The organism is Ruegeria sp. BHSB058 (assembly GCF_059613285.1).
Genome location: NZ_JBXWSF010000007.1, coordinates 61,120 through 80,074, shown reverse-complemented (window position 1 = coordinate 80,074; position 18,955 = coordinate 61,120). Strand labels below are relative to the sequence as shown.

17 protein-coding genes and 1 tRNA gene are annotated in these 18,955 nt (G+C 57.4%); 10 read left to right on the top strand and 8 right to left on the bottom strand.

The annotated features are described in order from the left end of the window. Together AC2FNB_RS03320 and fabI are read right to left on the bottom strand one after the other, a co-directional pair. On the bottom strand, positions 1–276 hold a 276-nt coding region (locus AC2FNB_RS03320), incomplete at its 3' end, for a phosphoribosyltransferase family protein (RefSeq protein ID WP_496744449.1). Between the two features lie 5 nt (positions 277–281). Next, entirely contained in the window at positions 282–1,088 is an 807-nt protein-coding gene (gene fabI / locus AC2FNB_RS03315) for an enoyl-ACP reductase FabI (RefSeq protein WP_480750469.1), read from the bottom strand. Positions 1,089–1,223: 135 nt separating this feature from the next. Between fabI and pdxH the strand changes: the two genes are divergently transcribed. From pdxH to AC2FNB_RS03295, 4 genes are all read left to right on the top strand, one after another. Then, a complete protein-coding gene (gene pdxH, locus AC2FNB_RS03310) occupies positions 1,224–1,829 on the top strand; it encodes a pyridoxamine 5'-phosphate oxidase (protein ID WP_480750470.1) in 606 nt (201 codons plus the stop codon). A 121-nt stretch (positions 1,830–1,950) separates the two neighbouring features. Continuing rightward, positions 1,951–2,478, top strand: coding sequence for a cold-shock protein (locus tag AC2FNB_RS03305; RefSeq protein WP_480750471.1), 528 nt, complete (start codon positions 1,951–1,953; stop codon positions 2,476–2,478). A 10-nt stretch (positions 2,479–2,488) separates the two neighbouring features. After that, a complete protein-coding gene (locus AC2FNB_RS03300) occupies positions 2,489–2,956 on the top strand; it encodes a DUF192 domain-containing protein (protein ID WP_496744447.1) in 468 nt (155 codons plus the stop codon). A 43-nt stretch (positions 2,957–2,999) separates the two neighbouring features. Beyond that, positions 3,000–3,076 (top strand) — tRNA-Pro (locus AC2FNB_RS03295). An 8-nt stretch (positions 3,077–3,084) separates the two neighbouring features. Here the strand turns inward: AC2FNB_RS03295 and AC2FNB_RS03290 are convergent. Then, entirely contained in the window at positions 3,085–3,324 is a 240-nt protein-coding gene (locus tag AC2FNB_RS03290; protein ID WP_480750473.1) for a hypothetical protein, read from the bottom strand. Positions 3,325–4,070: 746 nt separating this feature from the next. Here AC2FNB_RS03290 and AC2FNB_RS03285 point away from each other — a divergent pair. Beyond that, positions 4,071–7,709: a vitamin B12-dependent ribonucleotide reductase gene (locus AC2FNB_RS03285; protein ID WP_496744445.1), complete on the top strand. Its 3,639-nt coding sequence runs from the start codon at positions 4,071–4,073 to the stop codon at positions 7,707–7,709. A gap of 553 nt (positions 7,710–8,262) precedes the next feature. After that, complete coding sequence (locus tag AC2FNB_RS03280) at positions 8,263–8,499, top strand: EF-hand domain-containing protein (protein ID WP_480750475.1); 237 nt, start codon at positions 8,263–8,265, stop codon at positions 8,497–8,499. A gap of 52 nt (positions 8,500–8,551) precedes the next feature. Here the strand turns inward: AC2FNB_RS03280 and AC2FNB_RS03275 are convergent, their stop codons facing one another. Next, complete coding sequence (locus AC2FNB_RS03275) at positions 8,552–10,096, bottom strand: trimethylamine methyltransferase family protein (protein WP_480750476.1); 1,545 nt, start codon at positions 10,094–10,096, stop codon at positions 8,552–8,554. A 387-nt stretch (positions 10,097–10,483) separates the two neighbouring features. On the opposite strand from AC2FNB_RS03275, the gene AC2FNB_RS03270 reads away from it, so the two are divergent. Further along, positions 10,484–11,002, top strand: coding sequence for an outer membrane protein (locus AC2FNB_RS03270; protein ID WP_496744443.1), 519 nt, complete (start codon positions 10,484–10,486; stop codon positions 11,000–11,002). Positions 11,003–11,015: 13 nt separating this feature from the next. On the opposite strand, the gene AC2FNB_RS03265 is transcribed toward AC2FNB_RS03270, so the two are convergent. Both AC2FNB_RS03265 and AC2FNB_RS03260 read right to left on the bottom strand, forming a co-directional pair. Further along, the gene (locus AC2FNB_RS03265; protein WP_496744441.1) at positions 11,016–12,203 is read right to left on the bottom strand and encodes a pyridoxal phosphate-dependent aminotransferase; all 1,188 of its coding nucleotides are present in this window, start codon (positions 12,201–12,203) and stop codon (positions 11,016–11,018) included. A 119-nt stretch (positions 12,204–12,322) separates the two neighbouring features. Beyond that, on the bottom strand, positions 12,323–12,835 hold the full coding sequence (locus tag AC2FNB_RS03260) for a hypothetical protein (protein WP_496744439.1): 513 nt from the start codon (positions 12,833–12,835) through the stop codon (positions 12,323–12,325). A gap of 259 nt (positions 12,836–13,094) precedes the next feature. Between AC2FNB_RS03260 and cysS the strand changes: the two genes are divergently transcribed. Genes cysS through AC2FNB_RS03245 form a run of 3 tightly spaced genes read left to right on the top strand, consistent with a single transcriptional unit; the run spans position 13,095 to position 16,891 of the window. Then, positions 13,095–14,477, top strand: a complete 1,383-nt coding sequence (cysS, locus tag AC2FNB_RS03255) for a cysteine--tRNA ligase (RefSeq protein WP_496744438.1) — start codon at positions 13,095–13,097, stop codon at positions 14,475–14,477. Then, positions 14,477–16,111: a citramalate synthase gene (gene cimA, locus AC2FNB_RS03250; protein ID WP_496744436.1), complete on the top strand. Its 1,635-nt coding sequence runs from the start codon at positions 14,477–14,479 to the stop codon at positions 16,109–16,111. Before cysS ends, cimA begins: the two co-directional genes overlap by 1 nt. Positions 16,112–16,114: 3 nt before the next feature. Further along, positions 16,115–16,891, top strand: coding sequence for a squalene/phytoene synthase family protein (locus AC2FNB_RS03245; RefSeq protein WP_496744434.1), 777 nt, complete (start codon positions 16,115–16,117; stop codon positions 16,889–16,891). Between the two features lies 1 nt (position 16,892). Here the strand turns inward: AC2FNB_RS03245 and AC2FNB_RS03240 are convergent, their stop codons facing one another. Further along, entirely contained in the window at positions 16,893–17,483 is a 591-nt protein-coding gene (locus AC2FNB_RS03240; protein ID WP_496744433.1) for a YceI family protein, read from the bottom strand. Between the two features lie 154 nt (positions 17,484–17,637). Further along, positions 17,638–18,861: an MFS transporter gene (locus AC2FNB_RS03235; RefSeq protein ID WP_496744431.1), complete on the bottom strand. Its 1,224-nt coding sequence runs from the start codon at positions 18,859–18,861 to the stop codon at positions 17,638–17,640. Positions 18,862–18,955: the final 94 nt, after the last annotated feature.

Sequence of the window (18,955 nt, the reverse complement as noted above, 5' to 3'; positions counted from 1 at the left end):
ATCGCCATCGGGCGATTTCAGCACTTCGGCTTCACCCTGGGCCTGATGGTGATAGGACTTGACGCTGATCGTGTCGACCGTGCGGATATCCAGTTCGCGGCTGACGATCATCGCGGGCGCCATGCCGCCACGGGTGATTGCCACCACAGCGCGCCACGCGCCGTCATCCGGGCCTTGCCCGTCCAGGCGCCAGGCCAGTGCGCGGGAATCGCGGTGAATCTGGTCCCAGCTTATGTGAAAGCCCTTTTCGTGCGGCAGTCGATCCTTGGCGCTCATGCCGGTTATCCCTTTTCAACATCGGGCGCATCGACGGCCTTCATGCCGACGATATGATAACCCGAATCCACGTGCAGGTTTTCACCGGTCACGCCGCTGCTGAGATCGCTGAGCAGATAGAGCGCCGATTTGCCCACGTCATCGATTGTTACGTTGCGGCGCAGCGGCGAGTTATACTCGTTCCACTTCATGATATAGCGGAAGTCGCCGATGCCGGATGCGGCAAGCGTCTTGATCGGGCCGGCCGAGATCGAATTGACGCGGATTCCATCTTTGCCCAGATCCTCGGCCAGGTATTTCACCGATGCTTCAAGCGCTGCCTTGGCAACGCCCATGACATTATAATGCGGCATCACCTGTTCGGCACCGTAATATGTCAGCGTTATTGCGCTGCCGCCATCAGTCATCAGCTTTTCGGCGCGCTGCATAACGGCGGTGAAGGAATAGACCGACACGTCCATAGTCAGTTTGAAATTGGCCCGGCTGGTATCGACATATCGCCCGCGCAATTCGTTCTTGTCGGAAAATCCGATGGCATGCACGACAAAATCCAGCTGCCCCCATTTTTCACCCAATGCCGAAAAAAGAGCATCGATCGAGTCCTCGTCGCTCACGTCGCAGGGCAGGACAATTTCACTGCCAAGCTGTGCGGCCAGCGGATCGACCCGTTTCTTCAATGCATCCCCCTGGTAAGAGAATGCAAGCTCGGCCCCGGCCTCGGACAAGGCGCGGGCGATGCCCCACGCGATGGATTTGTCATTGGCCAGTCCCATGATGAGGCCGCGCTTGCCGGCCATCAACTGATTTGACATGTTCGGTTCTCCGCCTGTCGTCGCGTTGTGTTGATGTGGTTTATGCCATTGGTCTGATTGCTTCAAGGCCGCTGGCTATTGCTTGAGCGGAGTTCTCGCCGTAGGGTCACCGCCAAGTCGTTCAAGGGGATGGAAATGAGCGAGCGTGATGGCATCTTTGCCGGTGCCGATCCGTTTGAAATAGCGGGCCGGTGGCTGCACGAGGCCGAACAGTCAGAACCGAACGATCCGAACGCGATCGCGCTGTCCACCGTGGATTCGAGTGGCCTGCCGAATGTGCGCATGGTTCTCCTGAAAGATATCGAGCCTGATGCGTTTGTTTTTTATACGAATTATGAAAGCGCCAAGGCGAAGGAACTGGAAACTGCCGGAAAAGCGGCCTTTGTGATACACTGGAAATCACTGCGACGTCAGATTCGCGTTCGTGGAACCATTTCCCGCGAAGAGGGGCCAATGGCTGACGAATACTACGCTTCGCGCTCCCTCAAGAGCAGATTGGGCGCATGGGCCTCGCGCCAGTCGCAACCATTGTCCAGCCGAGCGGCCCTGATGGCAGAAGTGGCGAAGGTGACGGCAAAGCTGGGTCCCAATCCACCGCGCCCTCCGTTTTGGGGCGGATACCGGTTGGTCCCGACTGAAATCGAGTTCTGGGCAGATGGCGCGTTTCGGTTGCATGATCGGTTCGTATGGCGTCGACAGGATATGGTGTCAGAGTGGTTAGTGCAGAGGTTAAATCCATGACGTTTGCGTGTCGTGAAATGCAGAACGCTGAAAAGGCTAGAGTTTTTCAGCTTGAATTTACCAACCAATTCCATACACATCGTCAGCCTATGGGATGGGCAGAAGTCACGTTGGGAAGCAAGTGCCGGAAGATTTGAACAACATGCAACGAGTCCGCGGACACGTAAAATGGTTCGACCCCGCCAAGGGGTACGGATTTGTCGTGTCCGACGCAGGCGGGCCGGATATCTTGTTGCACGTGAACGTACTTAGGAACTTTGGCCAGAGTTCAGTCGCCGACGGGGCGGGCATTGAGATTATGACCCACCGCACCGACAGGGGTGTGCAGGCCGTCGAGGTTGTTGCCATCGCACCGCCCGAACGGGCCGAATCGATGCTGCTTTCCGATTTTGCAGACCTTTCACCGGATGCGATTGAACAGGCGCCGCTGGAAGCCGCGCGTGTGAAATGGTTCGACAAGGGCAAGGGTTTTGGCTTTGCCAACGTATTCGGTCGTGACGAGGATGTGTTTCTGCATATCGAAGTCCTGCGCCGTTCGGGGCTTTCCGATCTTCAGCCGGGCGAAGCGCTTGCCATGCGGGTGATCGACGGTAAACGTGGTCGAATGGCGGCCCAGGTTCTGGCCTGGGAAGCGGCCGTCGACCATTGATTCCGCGGTGTTGAAGAAACTACTCCTGTTTTTGGGGCTGTTTCTGGCGCTCCGGGCCGAAACCGCGTTGGCGCAATGCGCGCCGACGGTGCTTGACCTCAAGAACGACACCTCTCAGATCCGCTTCAACATCGAACTTGCCGTGACACCTCAGGAACGGTCCAAAGGTCTGATGTTCCGCGAAGAGATGCCGGATCGCTCGGGCATGCTTTTCGTGTTCGACCCGCCGCAACCGGTCGTGTTCTGGATGAAGAACACGTTGATTCCGCTGGATATGATTTTCGTTGATCGAACCGGAATCGTGCAACGGATTCACGAGAACGCAATCCCCCATGACGAAACCGCGATCTTTGGCGGTGATGACATATATGCGGTGTTCGAAATCAATGCTGGGCTGGCCCGTCGTTATGGAATTTCGCCGGGAACCCGCTTGCGGCACGAAATTTTTTCGGGTGGGCCCGCAATCTGGCCCTGTTAGGTCTTTTCAAATCAGAAACACATCGCTAGGAAGGCGCACGGTCCGGGGCGTGGCGCAGTCTGGTAGCGCACCTGTTTTGGGTACAGGGGGTCGTAGGTTCGAATCCTGCCGCCCCGACCACACTTCAGTCAGAGAGAAGTTCCACCAGTTGCCCGCAGCAGTCGCGCAACTTTTCGATCCAACCTGTCGCTTTCGATCCTGACCCGTGTCACGCCACGATCCTTGCGCGGGATATCCAGAAAAAACTCGGTATCGACCCGATGACCGCCGGATATTTCGGTGACACTCATGCGCATCACGCTTTCCGGCAGTTTCTCGGGCGTGCCGTCATATGTGAGGATGAGATAGGCCGTCGTTTGGGGCGGCATCAACTGTCTGCACTCAATTGAGGTGCGGCTGGGGCGAAGAATTCTTTCGCCCGTGTCCGAACATGCGGCCTCGAACGCCCGGATGAGAGATTCGGGGTATTCCGGATAAGAAGCGCTGCGCGATGTCTCTATATCTTGTGGTGCACAGGCCACGATCAAGGTCATGAACAAGGGGAAACATACTGCGCGCATGGGTCGACGGTCCAATTCAGGTCACAGGTCATCAACCGCGCATGGAACCATCCGCATCGCCAGGCGATAGTGATTCCCGGAACCCTGTCAGAGCCTTCGACGGTATCTGCCACGAACAGTACGCGACATAACCCGACCTGAAAACAAAGAAAAAAATCGCAGAAGGCGTTTGGACACGGTCGTATTGGCCTGTGAACAACTTGTGGAGGAATCGGATACGTCGCCGGGCCGGGCGAGAGTGAATTGGGGGGTCAACAAAAAAGATTCGAATTTGGGCCAAAAATGGCGTTGACCTTCTATGGATATATACGCCAAATTGTGTGGGCCGGATGCGTTGCCACTAAATCTGGTAGGTAATGACCAGAAAGGCAACGGGCAAGGGACGGAAAGCAATTCAAGGAAACGTGTGGTCGGTTATCGACTTCGCGCTGTGAATTTCAGCGCCGGGAATTCTTTGGCGTCTCGAACCGGTTTCCAGGGTGGGCAAGCACCCGCGGAAAGATAATTCGGCCATCGGTCGGGGACATGTTGATTGAGAAGCTAGGGCGGCGGACATGAAGATTGAAAGAAAATTCACCAAGACCGGTCAGGATGCATATGCGGATCTGGATTTTGTGTCCGCAACCTCCGAAATCCGAAATCCGGATGGCACCATTGTCTTTCGTCTCGACAATATCGAAGTTCCTGCCCGCTGGAGCCAGGTCGCCAGCGATGTGATTGCACAAAAATACTTCCGCAAAGCCGGCGTCCCGTCGCGGCTGAAGAAGGTCAAGGAAAAGGACGTCCCCGAATTCCTCTGGCGTTCGGTGCCGGACGACGGGGCCGAGTTTGAAGGTGAGACATCGTCCAAGCAGGTCTTTGATCGTCTCGCAGGCGCCTGGGCCTATTGGGGCTGGAAAGGCGGCTATTTCTCGACCGAGGACGATGCGCGCGCCTATTTCGACGAGATGCGGTACATGCTGGCGACCCAGCGCGCCGCACCTAACAGCCCACAATGGTTCAACACCGGACTGCACTGGGCCTATGGCATCGACGGACCGGCGCAGGGGCACCACTATGTCGACTACAAGACCGGCAAGCTGACCAAATCGAAATCCGCCTACGAGCATCCTCAGCCGCACGCCTGTTTCATCCAGTCGGTCGATGATGACCTCGTGAACGAAGGCGGGATCATGGATCTGTGGGTGCGCGAGGCGCGCTTGTTCAAGTATGGCTCGGGCACGGGCACCAACTTCAGCCACCTGCGCGCCGAAGGCGAGGCTTTGTCCGGCGGTGGCAAGTCCTCGGGTCTTATGGGTTTTCTAAAGATCGGCGACCGCGCAGCGGGCGCGATCAAATCAGGCGGGACCACCCGTCGGGCAGCGAAGATGGTGATTGTCGATGCGGACCACCCCGACATCGAACAGTTTATCGAGTGGAAAGTGATCGAAGAGCAAAAGGTGGCCTCGATCGTAGCCGGATCGAAAATGCACGAAAAGATGCTGAACGGTATCTTCGAGGCCATCCGCAGCTGGGACGGCACAGCTGATGACGCTTATGATCCCAATACAAACGACAGCCTGAAAACCGCGATCCGCGAAGCGAAAAAGGTCGCGATCCCGGAAACATACATCAAGCGCGTGCTGGATTACGCCAAGCAGGGCCACGACAGCATCGAATTCCCGACCTATGATACCGACTGGGACAGCGAGGCATACAGCTCTGTCTCGGGACAGAACTCGAACAACTCGATCCGCGTCACCAACGCATTCCTGACCGCGGTCGAAAAAGATGCCGACTGGGAGCTGATCAACCGCACCAACGGCAAGGTCGCCAAGACCGTCAAGGCGCGGGACCTGTGGGAAAAGGTCGGCCATGCCGCCTGGGCCTGCGCCGATCCGGGCATCCAGTACCATGACACCGTGAATGAATGGCACACCTGCCCGGCAGACGGCCCGATCCGCGGCTCGAACCCATGTTCCGAGTACATGTTCCTTGATGACACCGCCTGCAATCTGGCATCGATGAACCTGCTGACCTTCCTCAAGGATGGCGTTTTCCAGGCCGACGACTATATGCACGCAGCACGCCTCTGGACGCTGACGCTGGAAATCTCGGTAATGATGGCGCAGTTCCCGTCCAAGGAAATTGCGCAACTGTCCTATGATTTCCGTACCTTGGGTCTGGGGTACGCCAATATCGGCGGTCTGCTGATGAACATGGGCTACAGCTATGACTCGGTCGAAGGCCGCGCGATCTGTGGCGCGCTGACCGCGATCATGACCGGAGTTGCCTATGCCACCTCGGCAGAGATCGCGGGCGAGCTGGGGCCATTCGCCGGTTACGAACGAAACGCCGATCACATGCTGCGCGTCATCCGCAACCACCGCCGTGCGGCGCAAGGCGTGACCCAGGGTTACGAAAAGCTCGCCGTCAAGCCGGTGCCGCTGGATCATGCCAACTGCCCCGACAAGCGCCTGATTGATCTGGCCATGTCCGCCTGGGACGAAGCGCTGAGCCTGGGCGAGCAGAACGGTTATCGCAACGCGCAGGCCACGGTGATTGCGCCGACGGGCACGATTGGGCTGGTGATGGATTGCGACACCACCGGGATCGAGCCGGATTTCGCGCTGGTCAAATTCAAGAAACTCGCCGGCGGCGGTTATTTCAAGATCATCAACCGCTCGGTTCCCTCCGCGCTTGAGAAACTGGGCTACACCTCGGCCCAGATCGAGGAAATCGTGTCTTACGCCGTCGGGCACGGCACCATCGGCAACGCGCCGGGGATCAACCACACTTCGCTGACAGGCCACGGCTTTGGCCCGAACGAGCTGCGCAAGGTGGACGAAGCGCTGGAATCGGCCTTTGACATCCGGTTCGTGTTCAACCAGTGGACACTGGGCGAAGAGTTCTGCACCGGTGTTCTGGGCATTCCTGCGGCCAAGCTGAACGACCCGACCTTCGATCTGCTCCGCCATCTGGGCTTTACCCGCAAGGATATCGAGGCCGCCAACGACCACGTTTGTGGCACCATGACCCTTGAAGGTGCACCGCACCTGAAGCCCGAGCACTATGCGATCTTCGATTGCGCCAATCCTTGCGGCAAAAAGGGTAAGCGTTTCCTCAATGTCGACAGCCACATCACAATGATGGCTGCTGCGCAAAGCTTCATCTCAGGCGCGATTTCGAAAACGATCAACATGCCGAATGACGCGACCATCGAGGATTGTCAAAAAGCCTATGAGCTGTCGTGGTCGCTGGGGATCAAGGCCAACGCGCTTTATCGCGACGGCTCAAAACTCAGCCAGCCGCTGGCCGCGGCCCTGGTCGAGGACGACGATGAAGCCGCCGAAATTCTGGAAAGCGGCTCGCCTCAGGAAAAAGCGGTGACGCTGGCCGAAAAGATCATCGAAAAGGTGGTGGTCAAGGAAATCATCCGCAGCCACCGCGAAAAGCTGCCGCATCGCCGCAAGGGCTATACCCAAAAGGCGATCGTGGGCGGACACAAGGTGTACCTGCGCACGGGCGAGTTCGAAGATGGTCAGCTTGGCGAAATCTTCATCGACATGCACAAGGAAGGTGCCGGGTTCCGTGCGATGATGAACAACTTCGCCATCGCCGTGTCGGTCGGCCTGCAATACGGTGTTCCGCTGGAAGAGTTCGTTGACGCCTTCACTTTCACCAAGTTCGAACCGGCAGGCATGGTGCAGGGCAACGACTCGATCAAGAACGCAACGTCGATCCTTGACTACATCTTCCGCGAACTGGCGGTCAGCTATCTCGACCGCACCGATCTGGCCCATGTAAAGCCCGAAGGCGCCACCTTTGACGATCTGGGCCGGGGCGAGGATGAAAACGTCTCTAACATTGCCGAGGTTAGTGAAAGTGCGGCTTCCAAGTCACTGGAAGTGCTGAAACAAATCAGTTCGACGGGATATCTGCGCAAGAGGTTGCCGCAAGAACTGGTGGTGTTCAACGGCGGTGCCAGCGCCTTTGGCGGCATGGCTGAGCCGGCGGCCGGGTTCAAGGCGCAGGCGACTGAAACCGTCGTGGTCAGCGAAACCGTGACCGCAACTGGCATGGACGCCCGCACCAAGGCCAAGATGCAGGGATACGAGGGCGACCCCTGCGGCGAATGCGGCAACTACACGCTGGTGCGCAACGGCACCTGCATGAAGTGCAACACCTGTGGATCTACGAGCGGGTGCTCGTGACCCACTAAACTGAATCGCGCCGGCGACGGCGTGTAGGGGCTTGGATCTCCCTCGGTGATCCGGTCCCGACCACACCCGGGATGACAGTCAAGTCCAAGACTTACCCGTGACGCGTCATCCCACTCGGCGGAACATGCCCATGTTCGGCCGGAACAGGGTGGGACGGAATATCGGTCCTTCCCACTCTCACATGGGGCGGGTGCGCTCGCCCTGGACGACGTCCAGGCCGCAGGCAAAAAAACACCGGGCGGTCAATGTAATGAGCCTGGACGGCGAAACTCGACAAGGGGGCTTCGGCCCCCTTTTTTTCTGTTTTCAAACCGAAATGATCGGCCAGATCGCGCCACTTTTCGGTTTTTTCGTAAGGGAAGAATTGCCGACAAGGCCAATCCACCATCAGTTGTGCGGAACGCTGCTGAACGACTCTGGCGGCTTTCGCGGGCTTTGGCTTGAAATTGCCCGCCAAGGGCGTCGGTGCTGACACAGAACGGGATAGCGGTTTTGTTGGCTTCGTCCGGACGTCAACAATTCCTTTTAATCAGGAGAAACCGCAATGACCCTGAAATATCTGGCCGCGCTGGTCGTCAGTATCCCGACCATCGCCTTTGCTCAATCCGGTGCCGATTCCAATGGCGACGGTGTTCTGACAATCGAAGAAGTGCAGGCCGTCTTTCCCGAGATTGGTGCCGATCAATTCTCGACCATGGACGCCAATGGTGACGGCGCGCTGGATCGCGACGAAGTTGCCGTGGCGCAGCAGGCAGGTCTGATACCTGCAACCGACGGGTAACTCACACGCAAATAGGGCAGCCGGATCGCTCCGGCTGCTTCTTTTCAACAGGTTACGACGGCAAGTGAATGTTGAACTTGGCGCGAATGCTTGCGTCCAATGTCGCGTCGAACCGGGCCGGAGACCGCTCGGCAAGGATCGCTTCCTTGCGTGCTATCGCTTTTGCAATAAGGTCGGGCTTGTCGCGTTCCGCCCATTCCTTGGGCGAGGTTCGGTCACCAAGCGCAGGATAGACATAGTCGATCTGCATCCGGCTCAGCGTGGCGTCGGTGCCCAGATAGTGGCCGGGGCCGCCAAGGCAAACTTCGGCCATCTGATCCAGCGCCAGAGTTTCGTCGGTCACTTCGATACCGCGTACACAGCGCAAGGCTTGTCCGATCAAATCGTCGCTCAGAATGAGTGACTCGTGACAAAAACCCAGCAGCGAGGCATGCATGCCTGCCGCCTCATAGACCATGTTCAGCCCCGACAGCCCGGCCATGACGTTCGAACACATCTGCTCCCACCCGGCCTGCATATCGGGCATCTTGGAATCCGATGCCCCCGCAGCCGCGCCGCCGGGCAGGTCATAGAACTTGTGCATCTGCGCGCAGCCCGCGCTCAGCAATGCCTGTTCTCCCGATCCGACCGTCATCGCACCCGTTCGCAAATCCAGCCCGAAAGGCCAGGTGCCAAAGATCGCCGGCGCGCCGGGTTTGACAGCGTTCACATAGACGAGACCCGCCAGGCACTCGGCGGTGGCCTGTGTAATCGCGCCGGCAACTGTCGAAGGGGCGGTCGCACCCGCCATGCCCGCAGACAGCAGCAGCACCGGCATGCCCGCCTTGATGCACTCCTCCATCACCTGACAGCTTTCGGTGGCGAACTTCATCGGTGGCACGACGAAGCAGTTCGAGTTCGACACGAATGGCCGCTCACGCCATTTGTCCTCGCCGCCCGCGATCATGTGCAGCATTTCCATCGCCGGGGCGACATAGCTGGGATCGGTGAACGACGTTCCGACGTGTTTGTACGTTCCCGAACAGCAGGCGTAGATCGTGTTCAGGTCCATCTCGCGATTGTCCAAAATGTCACGACATACCATGGGGCGTTGTACAAAATGGACATTTTCCAGGTTTTCGCAGATCCGTGAGGCATCGTGCAGATCCTGAACGGTCGAGTCGCGATAGTTGCGCCCCTCGACATCCACCATGTGAACCGCAGCGCCCGCAGTGCCATAGTGGACACGGTTGCCCGACAGGTTCAGATCGGTTTTTCCATCGCGACTATAAAGAGTTACCGACCGATTGGCCCTGGCAATCGTGTCTTCGACCAGGGCGCGGGGAAAGCGAATGCGGCCATCGTCGCCCAGGATGCATCCGGCATTCACTAGATAATCGATGCCGCTTTGCGGCGCATCGGCCAGGCCAATTTGTTCCAGAGCGTCCAGCGCCGCACGGTGAATGCGCTCCATTCCCTCTTGCGTCAGAGGTTTCAGCCAGCCGCCTTCCTGACCCGGGCGGACGGGGCGCATATGTTCGGGAAGAGAGGTTGCGCGGGCGGCGCGACGGGCTGCACGGCCACCGCTGCGAGAGGAGCTACGGGATTGATCGTTCATAAATTTTTTTCCGTGTAGTGTTGTGGAAGGTGCTGAATGAAAACAGCTTTCACGGCCTTCCACGCGCGGCACGGCCCCGGTCGGCGCCGATCGTCCGACTAACCAAGCAGATTTTCGACTGCTCGCCCTGCATTAATTTCTCCATCCACGCCTGTCAGGACATTAGGCCTATGTGCGCGACTCGATCTGTTCTGTTTGCGACTACGAAATTGGTCGGTTTACAGGAATTTACCCACGGTGATTACCGAATCTGTTATGGTTGAAGCAAAGGTCGGTGATTTGCATCGTTGTATTGAAAGCCCCGGGCAGGTTGCCCACGTAAGTAGTTGAAGATTTGGAAAGTTCGGCATCGCGGTCATGCGATGCCGAGGACCAGAAGGAAGGAAGATGAAAGTCATCTCCGCAGCATTGGCAATCCTGTTGCTCGGTTTTGTCACACCGGCAACGGCTGAGGACTGGACTGGTGTGTATGGCGGATTCAGTTTCGGTTATACGGATGCGACCGGGCCGGGAAGCCTTGGCGGGAATGACTTCAATTTCGGTCCTCATATCGGCTACGACTACGATTTCGGCAGGTTCGTGGTCGGTGGCGAACTGGAATATAACTATGCCAACATCAATCTGGGTGCCGGGGGTGGGGATATTGACGATATCAGCCGTCTTAAGCTGCGCGGCGGTTATGATTTCGGCTCGGCCCTGGGCTATGTCGTCCTTGGAGCAGCGCGTGCGCATACCTCGGGCAACAGCGATAACGCGGCCGTCTATGGCATTGGCGTTGCATACCCCATCACTGACCGGCTGGTAATCAGCGGCGAGGCGTTGCATCACGACTTCAAGGACTTGAACGGCGCGTCAGGCGATTTTGGGACAAATACCTTCAATCTACGAACAACATTCCGGTTCTGACCTTCTCCGACAATCACACCGCCGCACGTTGTTGCGTCAGCGTGGCAGCGAATCTGCAAACTTGTTCCAGCGAGCGTACAAATGCCGCGTCCTCGATTGTCATTGCAACGCGGATATGCCCTGCTGCGGCTTGCCCAAAGCTCTCTCCGGGCATGACCGCGATTCTGTGGGTGTCCAGCAACGCATTTGCAAAAGATTCGCCACTCAACCCGGTCGCCCGGATATCGAGCATAAGATACATGGCCCCCTGTGAAGGCACTGGGAGAATCGCGTTTTGACGCGCCAATATCTCTTGCGCCAAGGCTCTGCGACGCAGGAAAGGGGCCGAAATCTCGTCTTCCAGCTCTTGACCCGCAGCCAGTGCATAGCTGGCTGCGTCCTGTATGAATCCCGGCACGCCGTAAGTCGTGTGTGTGGCAAGGTTAATCAGATGCCCGATAACGTCGCTTGGCCCCACGATCCAGCCGCAGCGTGACCCGGTCATCGCGTGCGATTTTGATATCGACCCGACAACCAGCGTGCGTTCGGCCATACCGGGCAGGGAGCGAGGTGAGACATGTTCACCTTTCCAGACCTGGGTGTCATAGACCTCGTCCGAAATCAGCCATAGATCTCTGGCTTTGCTGACTTCGGCAATCGCATTGATCGTCTCGCGGGAATAAACCACACCGGTAGGATTGTTTGGGGAGTTGATCAGAAGGGAAACGGCGCCTTCTGCCGCTGAATCAATATCCGTTGCTCGGGGTTGGAAGGCGTCTGTGGCGCGGGTCTTGACCGCCTTTGCAACGCCACCCACGCCGCGAATGGTGCCGGGATAGGTTGCGTAATAGGGATCGAGATAGAGAGCCGTATCGCCGGGATTGCAGACCGCAGTGTGGGCGGCAAACAGCGCCGCTTGACCACCCGGTGTGATCAACACGTTGTCTCGTGTCGTCGCCACGCCTGTTCGGGCTTGCACCCGTGCGGCTACGGTATCGCGTAACAACGCTGTTCCCGGCACCATGGCATACCCGGTATGCCCACCAAGCGCCGAATCGTTCATGACCTTGAGTATCGAAGGGTGTGTGCGAATGTCGTGCTCACCGATTGTCAGTTCGGTCACCGATGTTCCCTCGGCAATCATCCGGCGTGACCGATAGAAAACCTCCCAGCCATCCGAACCACCTCCGGTCAGATGAGTAATTCGATGTGACAGTTTCATGATCCGCTCCCTTGGTAATTCGACAGAGAGGGGCAGGACCGCTTTGATTCGTCAATCTCACGAGGACGGATTGGGAAACTCAAAAAAAGATATGCTTGTGTGGTGCCCAGGTTTGATCTTCACAGAGTAGATTTGATTACCATGCGCGATACCGGGATGATGTTGGCAACGGTTTTGAAAGCTTCGATCAACTTGACGGCGTCTGCCAGGTCGGTTTCGATCGATGACGATATCTTGGACGCCTCCTTCATGGTTTTGTGATAGGATTCTGTTTGTTTTTTGATTTTGTCTTCAATTGTCTTGCACTTTTTAACGTCACCTGCCGCATGTGCTTTTTTCAACGCCGTCATGTGCTTTGCGATGATCTTCTCATGCCCATAAATCTGTGTTGTGCAGGTTACTAGAGCACCGCGCTGATTCTCGACTCTGGTAATGGCCGTGTCGAGTTCGTTCAGGTTTTTTTTGACGTCGGTGTCGAATTTCTTTTGTTTCACCCGGAGGTCGATGACCAGCTTGGCGCATTCCTTGTCCAAGTTCTTCACTTCACTGCTGGTGTATTTTGCATTCGCTTCCTTGATTTGCCGCTGCAAGCCGGGCGGCAAGGTATCGAACAGGGGTCCCTTCGTGAACATTGGCAAATTTCCTCGCTCCTGACAAAAGACCTGCTGAGCAGCTTAGCATAGCGGGCAGTAATTCGCATGTTTTGAGCGGCAACTTGATCTGGGCGAACTTGCGAGGTATCCAGAACTCATGAACCGGAGCATTTGCATCATTATCTGCTGCATTACCTGCTGAACTTTCAGGCGGGCCGGTTTCTTTCGTTTTCATCCCTGAGACAAGTTGCTAAGCCCGCGCCAAGGCGCTTGCGCATGCTGTTGAGGACTAGACCCGATGACCACGATCAAACTGCACAACACCCGGACCCGGAAGAAAGAAGAATTCGTTCCGATCGACTCCGACAATGTGCGGATGTATGTCTGTGGCCCCACCGTCTATGATCGGGCGCATCTGGGCAATGCACGGCCGGTGGTGGTCTTTGATGTTCTCTATCGGTTGTTGCGCCATGTCTATGGCCCTGATCACGTGACCTATGTGCGCAACTTCACCGACGTGGATGACAAGATCAACGCGCGGGCAGCCGAAACCGGACGCAAGATTGGTGACATCACCGCCGAAACGACTCAGTGGTTTCTGGATGATATGGGCCAGTTGGGTGCTCTGGAGCCCGATTACATGCCACGCGCAACCCAGTATATCGGCCAGATGGTCGAGATGATCGAGGTGCTGATCGAAAAGGGGCACGCCTATGCCGCTGAGGGGCATGTGTTGTTTGCAGTGGACTCGTGGAAAGAACATTATGGCAAACTGTCCGGCCGGTCCGTCGACGACATGATCGCGGGTGCTCGGGTCGAGGTTGCGCCCTACAAGAAAAACCCGATGGACTTTGTATTGTGGAAACCTTCGACCGACGACCTGCCGGGTTGGGACAGCCCCTGGGGCCGCGGGCGGCCGGGCTGGCATATCGAATGCTCGGCCATGAGTCATGAGTTGTTGGGGGAAAGCTTTGACATCCATGGTGGCGGCAATGACCTGATGTTCCCGCACCACGAAAACGAAATTGCCCAAAGCTGCTGTGCCCATCCCGAGGGGCGGTTCGCCAATGTCTGGATGCACAACGAGATGTTGCAGGTCGAAGGCAAGAAGATGTCCAAATCGCTGGGTAATTTCTTTACCGTTCACGACCTGCTGGAACAGGGCGTTCCGGGTGAGGTGATCCGGTTCGTATTTCTGTCGACGCACTATCGCAAGCCGATGGATTGGACCGAGATGAAGGCGCGCGAGGCGGAGGCGACGCTGCGCAAGTGGCGGGCCGCAACTAAGGGACTTATTCCAACGCCTGAACTAGACAATGTCAGAATTGAGCCGGTTGAACGGGAAGTGGCAAATGACCTGAACACTGCGGCTGCGATTAATGTTCTCCACGCTTACTACAACGCGAAGATGTATGATGCGCTGCTCGTAGGTGCTAGACTGTTGGGTTTGCTTTTACCTCAGATGGGCGACTGGGCAGCTACCGCATCTGTCGACCTGACCGCCCATGCAGATCGTTTGGCAAAAGCACGTGCAACCGCGATGCAAAGCAAGGACTTCTCGGAAGTTGATCGCTTGAAAGCAGCTTATGTTGCGGCTGGGCTTGAAGTCCGGATGAGCAAGGACAGTGTTGAGCTGGTGCCCTGCGCCGGTTTTGATGCCGCCAAGCTGGAGGAGGTCTGATGACCAAGGAACGCCTCTATCTCTACGACACCACGCTGCGCGACGGGCAGCAGACGCAGGGTGTGCAGTTTTCGACGGCTGAAAAGATGCGGATTGCGCAGGCGCTGGATGTTCTGGGCATCGACTATATCGAAGGCGGCTGGCCCGGTGCGAACCCGACCGACAGCGCGTTTTTCGATGCCGCTCCGACCACCAAGGCGCGGTTGACGGCCTTTGGGATGACCAAAAGGTCGGGTCGGTCGGCGGAAAACGACGATGTTCTTGCGGCAGTTATGAATGCGGGCACTCGGGCGGTCTGTCTGGTCGGAAAGGCGCATGACTATCACGTGACTCATGCGCTTGGCATTTCGCTGGAGGAGAATATCGAGAATATCCGGGCCTCGATGGCGCATATCGTGGGGCAGGGGCGCGAGGCGTTGTTTGACGCCGAACATTTCTTTGACGGCTATAAAGACAACCCGGATTACGCCGTTGCGACCTGTCGCGCGGCGCTGGAGATGGGGGCCCGCTGGGTGGTGTTATGCGATACCAACGGCGGCGCATTACCCTCCGAGGTGGGGCGGATCGTGGCCGAAGTGATTGCTGCCGGTCTTCCCGGTGATCGGCTGGGTATCCACACGCACAACGATACCGAAAACGCCGTGGCCTGTTCGCTGGCGGCCGTGGATTCAGGCGCGCGGCAGATTCAGGGTACTCTGAACGGGTTGGGCGAACGCTGCGGCAATGCCAATCTGACCGCATTGATCCCGACGCTGTTGCTCAAGGAACCTTACGCTTCAACCTTCGAAACTGGTGTGAGCCACGAAGCGCTTGCCGGTTTGACGCGGATCAGCCGGATGCTGGATGAAATCCTGAACCGGGTACCGACCAAACAGGCGGCTTATGTGGGTGCGTCGGCCTTTGCCCACAAGGCGGGCTTGCATGCCAGCGCGATACTCAAAGACCCGTCGACATACGAGCATGTTGACCCCTCGACAGTTGGCAATTCCCGCGTCATCCCGATGTCGAACCAGGCCGGTCAGTCTAACTTGCGAAAACGGTTGAACGAGGCCGGACTGGCGGTTGAGCCAGGCGACTCGGCCCTGGGACGGATTCTGGAGCGGATCAAAGAGCGCGAGGCCGAGGGTTATTCCTATGACACCGCGCAGGCTTCGTTCGAGCTGCTGGCGCGAGAGGAGCTGGGGCAGCTTCCCGAGTTTTTCGAGGTCAAGCGGTATAAAGTCACCGTTGAGCGCCGCAAGAACAAGTACAATAAGATGGTCAGCCTGTCCGAGGCCGTTGTCGTGGTGAAAGTTGACGGTGAAAAGAAACTGTCGGTAAGCGAGTCCCTTGACGAAAATGGCAGCGACCGGGGGCCGGTGAATGCGCTGGCCAAGGCGCTCGCCAAGGACCTGGGACGGTATTCAGAGGTCCTGGATGACATGCATCTGGTCGATTTCAAGGTGCGTATCACCCAGGGCGGAACTGAGGCGGTAACACGGGTCATCATCGACAGCGAGGACGGCAAGGGGCGGCGCTGGTCAACGGTGGGTGTCAGCGCCAACATAGTTGATGCCTCTTTCGAGGCGTTGCTCGAAGCGATCCAGTGGAAACTGGTACGCGATTGTGGCGCGCAGGCAAGCGCGGCGGAGTAGGACGTGACGTTTGACGACGACCTGAACGCGTGCGCGGCGTTGGTGCAACGGGCCGATCCCGATCGGTTTCTCGCGACCATGGCAGCACCGGTTTACGCGCGTCGGGTGCTGTTTCCGCTTTATGCACTGAACGTCGAGGTCGCCCGCGCGCCTTGGGTCACGCAAGAGCCGATGATTGCCGAGATGCGCCTGCAATGGTGGCGTGACGCCCTGGAAGAAATCGCGAAGGGGAGACCTGTCAAGCGGCACGAGGTGGTGACGCCTTTGGCCTCGATCCTGCCCGCCGATCTTGCCGGAGAAATGGATGAATATGTCGCGGTAAGGCGTTGGGATATATATAAAGATGCCTTTGTGGACGCCGAGCATTTCGCCACCTATCTTGATCACACCACTGGTACGCTGGTCTGGGTCGCCGCCCGTATACTGGGAGGAGCCAAAGAAGATGTTGTGCGCGACTATGCTTTTGCCACTGGCGTAGCGAACTGGTTTCGGGCCATTCCAGAGCTTGAGGTGCGCGGACGCATCCCTTTGCTGGATGGGACAACGAAAGGTATCCAGACTCTGGCGCAACGGGCTTTGGACCGGTTGCACCGCGCCCGCCAACGTCGTGTTGACGTGTCAACGCAGGCACGACCGGCGCTGTTGTGTGGGTGGCAGTCTGAGGCCATCCTGAAACAGGTGCTGAATGAACCGCGCCGCGTCTCGGAAGGGACCCTTGGCCAAAGCGAGTTTCACCGAAGGGCATCACTGATGTGGGTTGCTTCTACCGGTCGTTGGTAGATCAGTTCCAGCCGCCCGCTTTCATCTCTGCCGAGATTTCTAGCCTGATTTCATCGGAAATCAGGGGCGCGTATTGCCCGACACCAAGGTCGCTGCGCAGCAAGGTACTTGTAGCGTGCACCCCGACCCAGTCGCCGCTGTAGTAGTCAAAAAAGGCGCCCATCGGGTTGGTTCCCATGTACGTCAAGCGAACGTCCAGAATGATCGGTGCCGTCACGTCCCTTATGGTCAGATCACCGGTCAGCCTGAGGGAATCGGCGCCGGTCTGAACTGCGGACGTCGAGACGAAGTTCATTTTGGGGAACGCCGACACCTCAAAGAAGTTCTTGCTTTTCAGATCGTCGTCCAGAGCTGTGACACCTGTCGAAACGCTTGCGGCATCGACCGTGATGGTCGCCATTGTAGCGGTGACGTCATTCGGGTCGAATTCGATTGTTCCTGAAACTCCCGTCCACTCGCCGGATTGTTCGGTTATACCTGCGTGGTTGTAATATACGCGGATTTCCGTGTGGCTTGGGTCGACATGATAGGTTTCAGCAACTGCTGGGCCCATGAAGGCAAGCGCCAAAAACGGCAATGCGGCTTTGTTCATTTCGAACTCCCTGAAATACAGACGGATAATCTGATCAGGGTACCTTCCTGATCGTGGTCATCGAAACGAAACTTGGCTATTCACGGATGTTTGATCGGTTTTCGCGTTGCCAAGGCTGGCGGCCGCCCATCCCAAACCGTGATCATAGTCCGGATCACCTTACGGAATCACGGCCGCTCAGCGTCAGCCAGATCAAAGACCCACCTGCCAATGTCAACAACGGCACCATGGCAAGGTTGACCGCTGTCCAGCCTTCGACCGGCGAGCCGCCCGAACAGTTCATCAACCCGCCTGACGACAAGGATGCCAGTGTTACCCCACCGAACACCAGCAGATCATTGAGCCCCTGCATCCGCCCACGCTCATTTATGTCATGTGCGCCAGCCAGCATCGTGGTCGCGCCGATGAACCCGAAATTCCAACCAATGCCCAGCAGGATGAGGGCGACAAAGAAGTTACCAAGATTCACACCTTGCAGCGCGACAAGACCGGCACCTGCGAGAATAGCGAGTCCGCAGGAAACGATCTTTTTCACGCCGAAGCGCGCAATCAGATGCCCGGTGAAAAAACTGGGAACGTACATGGCAAGGACGTGGCTGGTCACCACGTCTGCCGCATTGCTTTCAGAGAACCCGCAACCCACGACCGCAAGGGGAGTTGAGGTCATGACGAGATTCATCAGGGCGTAAGACACCATGGCACAAATAACGGCGACGGCGATGCGCGGGGTTCGAAGCAGCTCCAGCCGAGTCCGGCCACGTGGCGCGTCATCAGAAGGTGCCGAAGGCTTGGGGATGTTCAGGAACAGAAACAGCCCGGAGCCGATAACATTCAGCATGATGACCGCAAAATATGTACCGAGAAATGGAACGACATAGGCTTGCGACGTCAGTTTTACGATCTGCGGCCCGATAACCGCTGCAGCCAAGCCGCCTGCCATCACATAAGAAATCGCCTTGGGTCTGAATTCGTCAGAGGCCGTGTCAGCGGCGGCAAAACGATAGAATCCGTGCGCGCTCATATAGACACCGGTCAACAGGCTGCCGCCCAGAAAAACCGGAAAAGAGCCAAGATAAAGGCCATAGGCGCCGACTGCACCGCCCATAGAACCGGCGGTGGCGCCGACGAGAAATCCGGCTTTCCGGCCCCATTTCTGCATGATCGCGGATATCGGTGTGGCCGCCAACATCGAGCCCAGAACGATCAGCGAGATGGGCAGGGTGGCCAAACAAGGGTTGCTGGCAAGAGACTGCCCGGCCAGGCCACCGACAATGAAAACCATTGGCATCTGCGCGCCCAAAATAGCCTGCGCTGCCACCAGAACGATCACGTTCCTTTTGGCAAGGCTGTTGTCTTGATATTGGGCCGCCATTGTCATGGCCAGATCCGTACCGGCGAATCCAAAGGTTCACAAGCGGGTTGAATGTGCTGTGGCGCACCTTAACCTGTGAAACGTTGCGTCCCTTGAAACG

Excerpts from the sequence above, each read along its gene's own strand:
- fabI (WP_480750469.1), bottom strand. The coding sequence starts at position 1,088 with ATGTCAAATCAGTTGATGGCCGGCAAGCGCGGCCTCATCATGGGACTG.
- pdxH (WP_480750470.1), top strand. The coding sequence starts at position 1,224 with ATGAGCGAGCGTGATGGCATCTTTGCCGGTGCCGATCCGTTTGAAATA.
- AC2FNB_RS03290 (WP_480750473.1), bottom strand. The coding sequence starts at position 3,324 with ATGCCGCCCCAAACGACGGCCTATCTCATCCTCACATATGACGGCACG.
- AC2FNB_RS03285 (WP_496744445.1), top strand. The coding sequence starts at position 4,071 with ATGAAGATTGAAAGAAAATTCACCAAGACCGGTCAGGATGCATATGCG.
- AC2FNB_RS03280 (WP_480750475.1), top strand. The coding sequence starts at position 8,263 with ATGACCCTGAAATATCTGGCCGCGCTGGTCGTCAGTATCCCGACCATC.
- AC2FNB_RS03275 (WP_480750476.1), bottom strand. The coding sequence starts at position 10,096 with ATGAACGATCAATCCCGTAGCTCCTCTCGCAGCGGTGGCCGTGCAGCC.
- AC2FNB_RS03270 (WP_496744443.1), top strand. The coding sequence starts at position 10,484 with ATGAAAGTCATCTCCGCAGCATTGGCAATCCTGTTGCTCGGTTTTGTC.
- AC2FNB_RS03265 (WP_496744441.1), bottom strand. The coding sequence starts at position 12,203 with ATGAAACTGTCACATCGAATTACTCATCTGACCGGAGGTGGTTCGGAT.
- AC2FNB_RS03260 (WP_496744439.1), bottom strand. The coding sequence starts at position 12,835 with ATGTTCACGAAGGGACCCCTGTTCGATACCTTGCCGCCCGGCTTGCAG.
- cysS (WP_496744438.1), top strand. The coding sequence starts at position 13,095 with ATGACCACGATCAAACTGCACAACACCCGGACCCGGAAGAAAGAAGAA.
- cimA (WP_496744436.1), top strand. The coding sequence starts at position 14,477 with ATGACCAAGGAACGCCTCTATCTCTACGACACCACGCTGCGCGACGGG.
- AC2FNB_RS03240 (WP_496744433.1), bottom strand. The coding sequence starts at position 17,483 with ATGAACAAAGCCGCATTGCCGTTTTTGGCGCTTGCCTTCATGGGCCCA.
- AC2FNB_RS03235 (WP_496744431.1), bottom strand. The coding sequence starts at position 18,861 with ATGACAATGGCGGCCCAATATCAAGACAACAGCCTTGCCAAAAGGAAC.